The following is a 13,592-nucleotide window of genomic DNA, read 5'->3' on the forward strand; positions in this document are numbered from 1 at the left end:
TTTACACCATTAATGTCCGTGTTAATAAAAATAAAATTAAAAAAACACCGCAAATTTATAAAAAACCTATTGAAATATTCGTTGTTTACATGTAAATTGAAAAAACAAACACAAATGTCATATAACTTAACATTAATAACTAAATTCATTTGTGATTGATCTCCGTTTCAAGTGCTCTACGAATTTTGTGTCACATAACATGACGTTAGGATGGAGTGGATGAGAATGAGAAAGAAACTGGTGTTAATCGGGAACGGGATGGCCGGCGTGAATGCAATCGAGCAGCTGATTAAGCTGGCACCGAATGAATATGAAATCACGGTGTTCGGCAGCGAGCCGCATCCGAACTATAATCGGATTTTGTTATCCTCCGTGCTCGCAGGGGATGCGGACATTCAAGATATTGTGATCAATAACTGGGACTGGTACAAGGATAACGGGATCACGCTTCATGCCGGACATACGGTAAGCAGCATCGACACCAAGAAGAAAATCGTCAAGACCGACAGTGGAATTTCCGCTTCCTACGACGATCTGATCATTGCTACCGGATCGCTGCCATTTATGCTTCCGTTGCCGGGTGCAGATAAAGAAGGGGTTATCGCCTTCCGGGATATTAAAGACTGCGAAACGATGCTGGAAGCTTCCAAGAAATATAAGAAGGCCGTTGTTATCGGCGGAGGCTTGCTCGGGCTTGAAGCGGCCCGCGGACTTAGAAACTTGAACATGGATGTATCGGTGGTACACATATTCAAATATTTGATGGAGCGCCAATTGGACGAAACGGCTTCGCACATGCTGCAATCCGAGCTGGAGAAGCAAGGAATGAGGTTTTTACTCGAGAAGAACACCGACTCCATTTTGGGTAAAAAACGGGTTACCGGCGTTCGCTTCAAAGACGGAACAGAAGTGGAAGCGGATTTGGTCGTCATGGCGGTAGGCATCCGGCCCAATGTCGCTCTGGCCAAAGATAACGGCATCGAAGTGAACCGCGGTATCGTAGTCAACGATTATATGGAGACCAATATCCCGCATGTGTATTCGGTCGGGGAGTGCGCAGAGCATCGGGGCATCGCATACGGTCTCGTAGCTCCGTTGTATGAGCAAGGCAGCGAATTGGCCAAACGGCTGGCAGGCGTTCCGTCAGCAGGCTATCAAGGCTCCGTCGTATCAACGAAGCTGAAGGTTTCGGGAGTCAACGTGTTCTCCGCAGGGCAATTTACGGACGGCTCGGACACGCGCTCGGTCCGAGTTCAGGACGATTTCGAAGGCATTTATAAAAAAGTCGTCATCAAGGACGGCAAAGTCATCGGCTCCGTTCTGTTTGGAGATACAAGTGACGGCTCCAAGCTGTTCGCCATGATACGAAACGGCGAAGACGTAAGCGGGAAAGAAAAGCAGGTGTTGCTGGGAGACAGCGCCGGAGGCAAAGCGTTATCCGGTATCGACTATGTCGCCTCCTTACCTGACAGCGAGATTATTTGCGGATGTAACGGCGTATCGAAAGGAACGATTGTCGGCGCCATTCAAGAAAAGGGCTGTGCCAGCGTCAACGATATTAAAGCGTGTACCAAAGCTTCCGGATCGTGCGGCGGCTGCAAGCCGTTAGTGGCCGATCTGCTTACGCTGACTTTGGGAGCGGATGGAGTGAAGACGGTTAAAGAAGGAATTTGCGGCTGCACCGAGCACAGCAGGGACGAAGTGGTCGAAGCCATCCGCAGTATGCATTTGACGACGACCAAAGAAGTGATGAACGTGATGAACTGGCACAACGAAGAAGGCTGCTCCAAATGCCGTCCTGCGCTGAACTATTACTTGGGCATGATCTGGCCGGAGGAGCACGCGGACGAAAGAGAATCCCGATTCGTGAACGAACGGAACCATGCGAACATTCAGAAGGACGGAACATATTCGGTCGTACCGCGAATTTACGGCGGTGTCACCTCTCCGCAAGCGCTGAAGCGGATTGCCGAAGTCGCCGAGAAATACGACGTGCCGATGGTGAAGTTTACCGGCGGCCAAAGGCTCGATCTGCTGGGTGTGAAAAAAGAAGATTTGCCGGGGATGTGGGCCGATCTCGATATGCCGTCGGGCTACGCTTATGGGAAGGCATTAAGGACCGTTAAAACATGCGTAGGCTCCACCTTCTGCCGATTCGGTACGCAGGATTCCATTGCCATGGGCATTGAGCTCGAAAAACGTTTTGAACGGCTAAACACTCCTGCCAAAGTAAAGCTGGCCGTATCCGGTTGTCCGCGTAACTGCGCCGAGTCTACGATCAAGGATTTCGGGGTCGTTGCGATTGATGGCGGCTGGGAGCTGCATGTCGGCGGTAACGGCGGCGTCAAGGTTCGGGCGACGGATTTGCTGTGCAAGGTCAAGACGGAGGAAGAAGTCATCGAATGGGCGGGCGCCTTCCTGCAGTACTACCGCGAGCAAGCAAAATGGAATGAACGGACCAGCGAATGGGTACAGCGTGTAGGAGTCGATTCCATCTTGGCTGCGCTAGAGAAGAAGGAAGACCGCGAAGCTCTTGTAGCCCGAATCGAGAAAACGCTCAGCCTCACGACAGACCCTTGGAAGGAAATTATCGAGAAGGATGAGCTTCGTAAAACGTTTGAGATGCTGAATACACAACAGCTGACACCTATACAGAACTAATCGACGTCAAGGCTGCAATTACGGTCTACCAAGCTTTCGGATACGATACAGGAGGGAAACCTATATGAAACGGATCATTGTTGCTCATCAATCGGAAATTACGGAAAGAAGGTCGCGAATCATTCACGTGAATGGTGTGGAAATTGCCATCTTCAAGCTGTCCGGCGGGGAGCTAAGAGCGATAGAGAATCTTTGCCCGCACAAAAACGGCAAGCTGTCTGAAGGGATCGTCTGCGATCATCATGTGTTTTGTCCGCTGCACGATTGGAAAATCAATCTCGACAACGGGCTTGTGCAAGCGCCGGATGAAGGCTGCGTCAGAGCGTTTCAGCTTGAAATCGACGAGCAGACAGGAAATGTCATCCTGCTCTTTGATAACGCTGAGCATTTGGCTTCCTAACTTCCGTTGGGTCCGTGGAAAGGAGCTGAGTACCATGGATTATGTAAAACCGGAGCAAGTGCTGGAACAAATGATCCAATCCGGTGTAAACAAAGCGCAATTATCTATAAAAGATTTATTGATCCGGGGATTTCTGGGAGGCGCGATATTGGCCTTTGCCACGACATTGGCGTTTACCGCTACGGCACAAACCAAACTGGGGCTCGTAGGAGCCCTCGTGTTCCCGGTAGGCTTCGTCATGATTGTCCTGCTCGGGCTCGAGCTTGTAACCGGCAGCTTCGCACTCATCCCTTTAGCCGTACTTAACAAGCGCGTATCGGTAGGGAAGATGCTGAACAATTTTTTGTGGGTGATTGTCGGTCATCTTCTCGGCTGTATCGCCTACGCTCTGCTCTTTTATGCGGCGGTTACCAATTATGGGCATATCGGCGACAATGCGGTCATTCAAACGATTATAAAAACAGCCGAAACGAAAACGAACGGTTACTCCAGCATCGGTATGGACGGTATGGTCGCCGTATTTGCCAAAGCGGTGCTATGCAACTGGATGGTGACCCTCGGAGCTGTCATGGCCATGACCTCCCAGTCGACCATGGGCAAGATTGCCGCCATGTGGCTGCCGATCCTCACGTTTTTCGCCCAGGGCTTCGAGCATGCTGTAGTCAATATGTTCGTCATTCCGGCAGGAATGATGTACGGCGCCAATGTCACCTTCGGAGGCTGGTGGCTGTGGAATCAGCTGCCGGTACTGCTCGGCAATTTTGTCGGAGGCGTCTTGTTTACGGGATTGTTCCTGTATTTTACCCATAGGAAAAAGGACGCCGCAGCCTTATCCAATCAATCCAAGGCGGCTTAATGCATATTACAAGTTGAGGTGAAACCGTATGGAGACGAGTAGAGGCAAGGTGTTTTTTATAGGAGCAGGACCGGGTGACCCCGATCTGATAACGGTCAAAGGATTACGGTGCATTCAGACATCCGAGGTTATCGTGTACGACCGTTTGGCCAATCCCGAGCTGCTGAAGCATGCTCGTCCCGATGCGGAATTCATATATTGCGGCAAGACCCCCAATCATCATGTGATCCCACAGGAACAAATCAATGAGCTGCTCGTGGCGAAGGCGCTGGAAGGGAAAACCGTGGCACGGCTGAAGGGCGGGGATCCCTGTGTATTCGGCCGAGTAGGGGAAGAGGCGGAAACGCTGGTCGACCACGGGATTCCGTTCGAGATCGTACCGGGCATTACGTCGGGTATTGCAGCGCCTGCCTATGCCGGCATTCCGGTTACGCAGCGCAAGGTCGCTACGACGTTCACGATGGTGACCGGCCATTTATGCCAGGACGATACGATTCCTCCGGAGAAGTGGCATGCACTGGCTACGGGTACGGACACGATTGCTTTTTATATGGGCATGAGCAATATCGCCTACTTGTGCGAACAGCTTATCAGCTATGGAAAAAGTGCCGCTACTCCGGTTGCCGTCGTATCTTGGGGGACCAGCGGCAAGCAGAGAACGGTCACCGGGGCACTCGATACGATTGCCCGGATCGTGCAAGAGCACAGCATTCCGAACCCAGCGATCATTTTAATAGGAGAGGTGGTTCGCTTAAGGGATAAGCTGGCTTGGTTTGCGGAGGAAGGCTTGGAGCGGGTTGAAACCGTTGTTTGATCTAGTATGTACAGTGACACGAAGACCTTGCGGTACATTCTTTTTGATAGAATGTATTGCTAGGTCTTTTTTCTCAATTTCTTTAGAAAAATATAGAAGATATTTGGATGAATTTACAGTACAATGGGAAAAGTGTGGAATTTATTCCTATTAATTGTGGAGGTAGAAACGAGTGGGAGAGCTTCGAAGAGAGATTTCCAAATTGCTGGTAGGTACGATGCTATTGTCTCAGCTGCTGCTGGCTTTTTGGGGTGTGACGGATTCCGGGGGGAACCGCGCATTCGCGGCGGAAATGCCGGGCAGCTCTGCGGAAGGGCAAGTGACCGGTACGCCGAAAGAAAGTGCCGCCGATACGGGACTAACTGACATTAGCGGGTCTTATGCGGCAAAAGAAATTGTAGCGCTGTACGAAGCCGGTATTGTATCAGGTTACGGGGAAGGACGGTTCGCGCCGGAACAGTCGATGACTCGGGCCGAGCTTGCCAAAATTATTGTACTCTCCTTAGGACTCAAGGAGGAGCCGCAGGGGGCTGATCGCTTCCAAGATATCGCGCAGGACAGCTGGTATCGGGGATTTGTCGGAGCACTTGTTATATCCGGAATAACGGAAGGCACGTCGGAGAATGCATTTTCTCCGGCTGAGAAGGTGACGCGGGAGCAATTGGTCGTCTTTTTCCTGCGGGCTATGGGATTGCAGTCTGTGTTGGACAAGGCCTCGAGTTCGAGTAAAGCAGCTTTCACCGACTGGGAGCAGATCGCTGACTGGGCAAAGCCAAGCGTCTGGTTAGCCAATCAAATCGGCTTTGTTCAAGGGATAGATAACGGTAACGGGAGTCTGCGGTTTGAGCCTTCTGCCGCAGCGCAAAGACAAGCGTTGGCAAGACTCGCTTATGAGTTCCATACGAAACGCCAGCAGTACGTCGATGCTGCACAAAAGCTCGTTGCAGAACCGGTTAAAGAAGAAGAAGAAGAAGTCAAGAAAGAAGAAACGCCAATCATCTGCTGTGCAGGTGGAGGCGGTGGCGGTGGTGGAGGCTCCAGCTCTGGAGGAGGAAATTCCGCTGGTTCCCCGCTTAATAAGCCAGGTACGATCAATGGAGATGCTGCTATAACCTCCTCCGGTACCTATGGGCCTTCCGATGGACAAGAAGGTGTGAAGGTTTCCGGTACCCTGGTCGTTAATCCTGGGGCTAACGGAGAAGTAACGCTGCAAAACGTAACCGCGGCCAAAATCGAGGTTCGCTCGGGCTCTGCCAATACGATAAGAGTAAGGAATGTTCGATCCGATGTGCTTTTGGTAAAAGCGAATCAACAAACGAGTGGAGTTCGGATCTTATCTTTGGATGGTACCTCCTTCACAAACACGGAGATAGACTCCCAAGCGGTAGTTGAACAGGAAGCGGGAAGTTTGGGAGCGATCCGAATTACACAGGGAGCGGCTAATCAGACCGTTACGTTAAGAGGGACATTCAACGGAGAAGTAAGCGTTGATGCTACGGGCGTACGATTATCGGTTGGTTCAACCTCCAGCGGCAAATCATCCAGTATCCAAAGGGTAAGCTTGAAGTCAAACGCAAGCCTTAATGTGGCCGAGAACAATTCCATTCAATCTGTATCCGTATCTCAGAATGGAATACACGTAGCGTTAGCAGGAAGAGGTAGCTACGGAATCGTAAATTTCGCTAACGTGCATGGTGTGACGGCTAACATTCAGACCGATACGATATCCTTATTGAGCCTGGACAATGCAATTATCAAGCTGGAAGGAAAGCCAGAATCGTTCACCAAGACTGCAGCGGAGTATACCGGTTCCAGTCACATCGAAGCGGATGCCGCTGTCAGGGAAGCGTTGAAAAAATCAACGGTCGCCAAAATTATTGCGACAATAGATTCCATTGGCGATAGTAAAGAATATTCCTCCGAGCTGGAGCAGCTTATCCAAAGAATTTACCGGATGATTACAGCTGCATACGATCTGGGGGCGACAGAGAGCGATATCTCTAATTATCCAAAGCTCAAGGAAAAGGAGCTTGATTCAGCAAAGGCGGCTCTTGAGGAGGCAAAGCAGCTTTTGCAAATCATGTATAAGCCGGGAGATACGGCGGATCATGTGACGCAAAATATTACGCTACCGACCTCAGGGGTAGGTAATAGCTCGATTAGCTGGGAACTAAGCGATTCCCAATACTTGACCCTGGCAGGTATCGTAACACGTCCGGCAGCCGGCGAAGCCGATCATGTTGTGAAGCTTACGGCAACCCTATCCAGCAAAGGTATATCCGTTTATAAGCTCTTTAGCATTACGATAAAAGCTTTGCCATCCTCGGGAACCGAGCCTACGAATACGCCAACCGTGCTCAGTAGCGTCTACTCGGATGCAGCCTGGATAACGGTAATGACGGAAGCCAACGCCAAAGTGGTTGTAACGGATCAGCAAGGCGGACTGGCGGGCAAAGGGACTGCCCGTAACGACGGCAGCCTCGTTGTGCCGCTGCGCAAGCAGCTGACAAGTAACGAGCAGCTGTTTGTCGTGGCCGAAGGAAGCGGTAAGCTTCCGAGCGCCGCAGCAACCGTTACGGTCCAGCGAGCGAATGCACCGACCGTCATTACGGCCATGCCGGAATTGATTGAAGAGATATACGAGGGTACATCTACTCTGCAAGTATTTACCTTTGAGCCGTCCGTTGTTTGGCTGCAGCTTGCTGACGGCACGGTGCTGGATGCTAAGTTTTATGAGGGGAATCACTATTATTCGGGCAGCTATCCCACCTTCGATAGCAATCAAGGCAGTAGTGGTGGAGGTGGAGGAATCGTAGTAGGAGGCGGTGGTGGATCTATCTCCGAATCGATCTCTGTAGATATTCCGTTAACTATTGGTCAGCAGCTCCAATTAATCAGTAGAAGCAATGGCAAGAAGCCGAGCGGTGCCGTTACGAAAACGGTGAAGGCGTATGAAGGTAAGACCGATAAGCCCGCTATTCTTGGGGGTCTCTATGAAGGAGATTCTTACCTGCAAGTGGAAGCGGAACGGCGCGCAGATGTAACTATTGCTGCCAATAATGTGGAGCAGCTCGACAAAGAAGTCATTTACACAAACGAATCGACGGTTGTCTATCGCTTCCGCCTTATGGGCCAAAAAGCTGGAGATCAGGTTCGAATTATTGCCAAGTCCCCGGGGAAATCGGCTTCAGAGATAACGGAGACGGTTATAACAGGAACCGAGCCATCTTCCAAGCCATATGTTTATAAAGAAAACTCTAAGAATTGGACAACAGAATGGGAAGTCAAGGGGGTGACTTCGAACGATGCCATCGTTCACATCAAAGATAGACAAGGAAATCTATTGTACTATGCTGATGCAAGATTGTATGTCTCTGTAGGCGATTATTGGCTATTCTCATATTCCTACAGTCATGATCCCAATGCTCCTGTGGAAACATTGTACGTGACCACATTTGAATATGGCAAAAGCGAGAGCGAACCCGTGCCGGTTAGTGTGCAAAGACGTAAACGGGGCTTTACCGACGTAGAGACACCAACGACCCAGACTCAAAAGCCAGAGATAGAAGTCGAGCAGATTTACCCTTCAGGTGGTATTCTAATCTTCCGGCCTTGGCCTGCCGATAGAAAGCTTACTGTTACAACATCAGCAGGCGTATCCATTGCAGAAATTATATTGAAAGCGAATGAGACCAGAGTTGATCTTGAGATCTCAGAATGGTTAGCACTGAAAACAAATGATTTTATCTATATTACTGCAAAATTAGAGGACCGTTCCGTTAGTGATCCTATATATGTATCGATAAAATCGGAAACAAATTCACCTTTGATTAAGAATGCGAGCATTGAGTTTGATGGATACCAGATGAAAATCAGAGGTAACACTGCAGTTAGTTCAACTTTACTGGTCAAAAAGGTGAAAGATGGGAAAGTTATTCTCGGACCGGTAAGCAACAGCAATACTAGCTTCCAATATGACGTCCCTATAGAAAAACTGATAGAGCTTAACGCGGGAGATGAACTGGAGTTTACTGCAGTACGAGATAACCAAACGGATAGTTTGTATGCAAAAGTGCCGAACAATATCACAAAAACGGCTAGCATCATGCCGGATTCTATGTTTTATGAGAACGGGGCAGTTATAAAACCAAATTCAGGAATTATCCGAATAGTAATTAAGGATGACTTAGGTCACGTTGTTGCTGCGTATTCAAGCAACGCGTTTTTGACAAACAGTTTTCGGTTCTCGAAACATTTGAATGTATACGTACAAGAGTATGGCAAGCTGTTAAGTGATCCGATATCTGTCACCGTTCAACCGGTTCAAGGTACTAGCCTGAGTCCGACGAATCTGTCAACACTCTATGAAGACACTCGTTCGATAACCGTTCGAATGCAGCAGGAGGGGTACTATCGGGCTGTTATTCGCGGACAGGATGGATTGGTCATTGGAGCCGGAAACTATCGTTATGGAAGCTTCCTCATCGATGAATTTTACCGGCCGCTCCGTGAAAACGAAACATTGTCTGTTAGAATTAGTGAAGTCGGAAAAGGCGAAAGTACTAAAGTAAGTGTGATTGTAGAAAAGAGTAAGGTTGGTAAAGCTCCTGTAGTAGTAGGCAGCGTATATAGTGAGAGTGAATTTGTTCGTGTTCAAACCGATCAACCGGGAATGGTTATCATATCAGATGACGAAGGCTATGTAATTGCTGATCCATTTTATAAGATACAATTAGGGGTAAATACTGCAGATTTCATAATCATCGGCCCGTTGAAAGAAGGAACGCAACTCTATATTCAGAATAAGATTAGCGGCATGCAAATAAGTTCTAAAACACCAGTTGACATCCTTCCTTCGCCTTATACTGATACACCGTCTGTAACAGGTGCCGTTTACGATATTCCGGGTAGAAGTGTGACGGTATCTGCGGAAAAAGAATCAACCATATTCTTGAAAAAACAAGACGGTAAAATGATTGGGCAGGGATACGTTGGCTACTCTGGAGATCCTAATTCCATTTCGTATGATGGCCAACAGCTGGTTGCAGGAGAAAAGATCCTAGTAACAGCAAAAGTAAAAGGGAAGAAAGAAAGCCTGCCATCCCCTATGATCGTTCAGGAAGCACCACTGACCAAGACTCCTAGTGTAACGGGTACTGTAAATTCGGAATCGTATACCATTAGTGGTATTGCTGAGGCAGGTGCGTTGGTTAAGATCGTAAACTCTATGGGACAGAAATTGTATGATTCGAGTTATGCGGGTTCTCTTGGGCACTTTACTTTGTATGTATGGGGTACTCTACCTACGAATGACAAGATCTATCTTATTGCCAAAGTTCCTGATAAAAAAGAGAGCATTCCATCCCTCATTCCGGTTTTGGAAGCTCCTCTAACGAATATACCTACAATAAATGGAGTAATTTATTCCGAATCGCGCACTATCACCGGTTATGCGGAACCAAATGCACAGGTCAGATTAATAAACGCTTCCGGACAGGAAACAACCAATAGCCGGGCGCAAAATGACGGGCAGTTTACATTGTATATTTCTGAAAGCTGGATACCCCTAGATGGGACGTTGAGACTATTAGCAAAGGTTCCAGATAAAAAAGAAAGCTTGCCGTATACTATTCAAGTTGTGAAATCTCCAAAAGCAGCTATACCAACCGTGAATGGGGCAGTGTATGAAGATGGTATTAACATCACCTGGACTATTGACCCCTATAATAATCTTAAGTTTAAAACAATGTCGGAAGGTGCAATGATTTACCCGCAATATCATGATGGCTTTAATGGTACTTATTATGGAATTTACTTTGGAGATTTTTCACTAGGAACTCAAGTGGCGGTAACCTCCAAACCAGAAGGATCGTCTGAAAGCGATCCGGCCATTCTTACCGTAAAGCCTGTTTCCGGAAAGACATCGCTACCGACGGTTACGGGAAGCGTGTACCAAAGTTTTAGCAGTTTAAATGTTAAAACCGAACCATTTACTATGATTACCATATACACCCCAGCCGGAAAATATTATCAGCTAATTTCAGATTATTGGGGGAACGCATACGTGAATCTTTCATACTACCCCAATTTCCCTCTTAACCAAGAAATAAGCATTACTGCAGACGCTATCGGCAAAGCGGAGAGCGACCCTGTTCGAATTTATGTAAAGCCCAATCCATAATGGATTACAACATGGTCTCCCGGTCACATCCGGGAGACTTTTTTCATACCAAAAACATCCGGTCTAAGCCCTTTAAGCTTAACCGGATGTTTTTGCTATTTCACGGATCACAATGAACAAAATCAATAGAACAGCTCCTGCACCGACGGCAAGCCAATCGTTGCGGGTGAAAGCAAGCGATGGACGAGCAGAGGGACCGCTCCGTTTGAATTTATACCCTCTGGCTTCCAGGACTAGTGCCATATCCTCAGCCTGCTTCATCATAGATAATAGAAGCGGGATCATAAATCCGGGAGTATCTCTCAATCTTATAGAACCGGGCTTCACATTCGACTTGCCCCTCGATTTTACGATAAGCGACATTCGATCCATATCCTTGCCGATCAGGGGAATGAATCTCAGCAGTAGCGATGCCGAGAACGTAAAGATCGATATGGGAATGCGCAGGAACCGTTCCAGAGGTGATAAGGCTTGCTCCAGCCCCCGCTGCATCGCCGAAGCATTGGTCGTGACCAGGAAGGCCACACCTGCCACCAGCACGATCAGAAATACAACCAGCTGTTGAAACGTACGAGATGCCGATGGGAAAGAGAAGGATACTTCCTTCCAGGACCACCACGAATCGCCGACGGTAATTTGTAACCCGGATATAAGGCTCGAAATAACAATGAAGAGAAAGAATGCTTTGCTTGCCCGGCTGACTGTCCGATAGGAAGCGCCGGAAATCCTTATCATTGCGAAGGCCAGTACGGCCGAAAGAGCAATGCCGATCCATCCATTCTGCAGCAGCATGCCCGCCGATACAGCCATATAGAACAACCATTTGGCGATAGGGTGCAGCTGAAGAAGGTCGGTTTTAGCCGGCGGTAGGATGGTTTCGGCTGTACATGCAGGATCTTCAGGATTAGTCTCTTTAGCAGCAATGTTTTCGGCCATGCATCGGCTCTCTGTCACGCCATCATTGGATTTTACATCCAATTCCGATTCATTCGCCCGAACGGGGTTTGGAAACTTCTTCTGCCGCAGGGCTTGAACAATGGCACTTGCCGTTGCCTCTGGTGTCAGCGGAGAGCCTGCAACGACGATTCCGTTCTGCTGCAGCTCCCGGGCAATCACGGCTGATGCCGGCAGCCCGACATGAGCTTCCAGCAGCACGTCCGAATAATCGTGCAGCTCCTCCGGAGCAAAGACGGCGCGGATGCAGCCGTCCCGCATCACGACTACACGATCAGCTACCGGAAGAAAGGCGTCGAGATCGTGGCTGGCAATGACGACGCCTCCTCCGGATTGCTCCCGATGCTCTCTGACGGCACGGAGCAGCGGAGGAATCCCTTGAGGATCGATGCCTGCCGTAGGCTCGTCCAACAGCAGCCAGGCAGGCCGGGTTGCGAGAGTCGTAGCCAGAGCCGCTTTTCGTTTCCACCCGTCGGAAAGGGTGAACACCGACTCTTGAACGATCGACTCCGGCAGCTCCAACTGCCGGACGGTTTCGCGCACTCTGTCTTCGGCCGCTTGCCGCTTCAGCCGGAATGGCCGCAAGGAATAGGCGAATTCCTTGCGGACGCTATCCGCGAACAGCTGCCGCTCCGGATATTGGAATACGTTGCCGGACTGCAGCAGCAGAGCCTCGTTGACCCGATTCCCGTCCCACAGCAGCTTGTTCCCGTATCGGATAGCACCCGCATTTATGGGCAGAAGCCCGGAGAGTATGTGCAGCAGCGTGCTCTTGCCGGAGCCGGTCCGGCCGACAACCAGCGTAACGCTCCCTTGCTCGAATTCGTGACTGATGTCGCGCAGAATGGGTGTACTTCCGGTTTTGCCCGCCGTAACGCTGACATGCTCCATGACGATTCTCACAGCTCGCTCACCGCCTTGCTCAGCTCCTCGGGAGTAAGCGGAGGAGGGTTCAGTATGTATCCCTGCTCGAACAGCTGCTGTACAACCCGGACGGTATAAGGCGGCGTAAAGCCAAGCTGCTCGCAGCTGCTCCGTTCACCGGATTGCGGACGCTGGAAGAAAAATTCGCGCGGCGTTCCGTCGAAGACAAGACGGCCGTCCTCCATGCCGACGACCCGATCGGTCTCCGCCAATTCATCGAGAAGCTGTGTAATCCAGATGATCGTTTTGCCTTCCCTGTGCAGCTTTCCTGCAATAGACAGGATCGTTTGCCGCGACATCGGATCCAGCATGGAAGTCGCTTCGTCGAAAATATATATGGCCGGCTCCACAACCAGACAGCCTGCGATGGCGAGCAGCTGCTTTTGCCCGCCTGATAAGGTTGAGGCAGGGGCATGGATGCGGTTGGCAAGCCCTACTTTATCCAGAGCTTCCGCAGCTCTGGCCGGCATTTGCTCCTCGCTTACGCCGTAGTTCTCCATGACGAAGCACAAGTCCTCATACACCGTTTCCCCAATGATAGAGGTGTCGGGATTTTGAAATACAAGCTGAACCGGCGGCTGATCTTCAGCCGTTAATGAAACGGTTCCGTATGTAGGGGGCTGCAATCCGGCCATGACTTTAGCAAGGGTGCTTTTGCCGCAGCCGTTGGATCCGACCAACGCGATCCACTCGCCTTCATGTATTTGAAGGTCAACCGGATGCAGTACGGTTCGGGGCCCATCCGCCGTATCCAATGTCAGGGCCGCCTGACTCAGCTTCAGAATGTCATTTGTACTCATAC

The 13,592-nt window shown here is 49.7% G+C and carries 7 protein-coding genes; 5 read left to right on the plus strand and 2 right to left on the minus strand.

The window, feature by feature from the left end:
• The first annotated feature begins 225 nt into the window (after positions 1–225).
• The 5 genes from nirB to ACFQ88_RS12310 all read left to right on the plus strand — a co-directional run bounded on the left by nirB (position 226) and on the right by ACFQ88_RS12310 (position 10,912).
• Entirely contained in the window at positions 226–2,661 is a 2,436-nt protein-coding gene (gene nirB, locus ACFQ88_RS12290) for a nitrite reductase large subunit NirB (protein ID WP_379454327.1), read from the plus strand.
• Positions 2,662–2,725: 64 nt separating this feature from the next.
• Positions 2,726–3,061, plus strand: a complete 336-nt coding sequence (nirD, locus tag ACFQ88_RS12295; protein ID WP_239633829.1) for a nitrite reductase small subunit NirD — start codon at positions 2,726–2,728, stop codon at positions 3,059–3,061.
• A 34-nt stretch (positions 3,062–3,095) separates the two neighbouring features.
• The gene (locus ACFQ88_RS12300) at positions 3,096–3,917 is read left to right on the plus strand and encodes a formate/nitrite transporter family protein (protein WP_379454328.1); all 822 of its coding nucleotides are present in this window, start codon (positions 3,096–3,098) and stop codon (positions 3,915–3,917) included.
• A gap of 28 nt (positions 3,918–3,945) precedes the next feature.
• Entirely contained in the window at positions 3,946–4,731 is a 786-nt protein-coding gene (gene cobA, locus ACFQ88_RS12305) for a uroporphyrinogen-III C-methyltransferase (protein WP_239633831.1), read from the plus strand.
• A gap of 172 nt (positions 4,732–4,903) precedes the next feature.
• On the plus strand, positions 4,904–10,912 hold the full coding sequence (locus ACFQ88_RS12310) for an Ig-like domain-containing protein (protein WP_379454329.1): 6,009 nt from the start codon (positions 4,904–4,906) through the stop codon (positions 10,910–10,912).
• A gap of 78 nt (positions 10,913–10,990) precedes the next feature.
• On the opposite strand, the gene ACFQ88_RS12315 is transcribed toward ACFQ88_RS12310, so the two are convergent.
• Together ACFQ88_RS12315 and ACFQ88_RS12320 are read right to left on the minus strand one after the other, a co-directional pair.
• The gene (locus ACFQ88_RS12315; RefSeq protein WP_379454330.1) at positions 10,991–12,769 is read right to left on the minus strand and encodes an ATP-binding cassette domain-containing protein; all 1,779 of its coding nucleotides are present in this window, start codon (positions 12,767–12,769) and stop codon (positions 10,991–10,993) included.
• The gene (locus ACFQ88_RS12320; protein WP_379454331.1) at positions 12,766–13,590 is read right to left on the minus strand and encodes an energy-coupling factor ABC transporter ATP-binding protein; all 825 of its coding nucleotides are present in this window, start codon (positions 13,588–13,590) and stop codon (positions 12,766–12,768) included. The genes ACFQ88_RS12315 and ACFQ88_RS12320 overlap by 4 nt, the downstream gene beginning before the upstream one ends.
• Between the last annotated feature and the right edge of the window lie 2 nt (positions 13,591–13,592).

Source organism: Paenibacillus sp. NPDC056579, from assembly GCF_042793215.1.
In the GTDB taxonomy this organism is placed as follows: Bacteria; Bacillota; Bacilli; order Paenibacillales; family NBRC-103111; genus Paenibacillus_S.

Coding starts and splice junctions, on each gene's coding strand:
- ACFQ88_RS12320 (WP_379454331.1), bottom strand. CDS start 13,590: ATGAGTACAAATGACATTCTGAAGCTGAGTCAGGCGGCCCTGACATTG.
- nirB (WP_379454327.1), top strand. CDS start 226: ATGAGAAAGAAACTGGTGTTAATCGGGAACGGGATGGCCGGCGTGAAT.
- nirD (WP_239633829.1), top strand. CDS start 2,726: ATGAAACGGATCATTGTTGCTCATCAATCGGAAATTACGGAAAGAAGG.
- ACFQ88_RS12300 (WP_379454328.1), top strand. CDS start 3,096: ATGGATTATGTAAAACCGGAGCAAGTGCTGGAACAAATGATCCAATCC.
- cobA (WP_239633831.1), top strand. CDS start 3,946: ATGGAGACGAGTAGAGGCAAGGTGTTTTTTATAGGAGCAGGACCGGGT.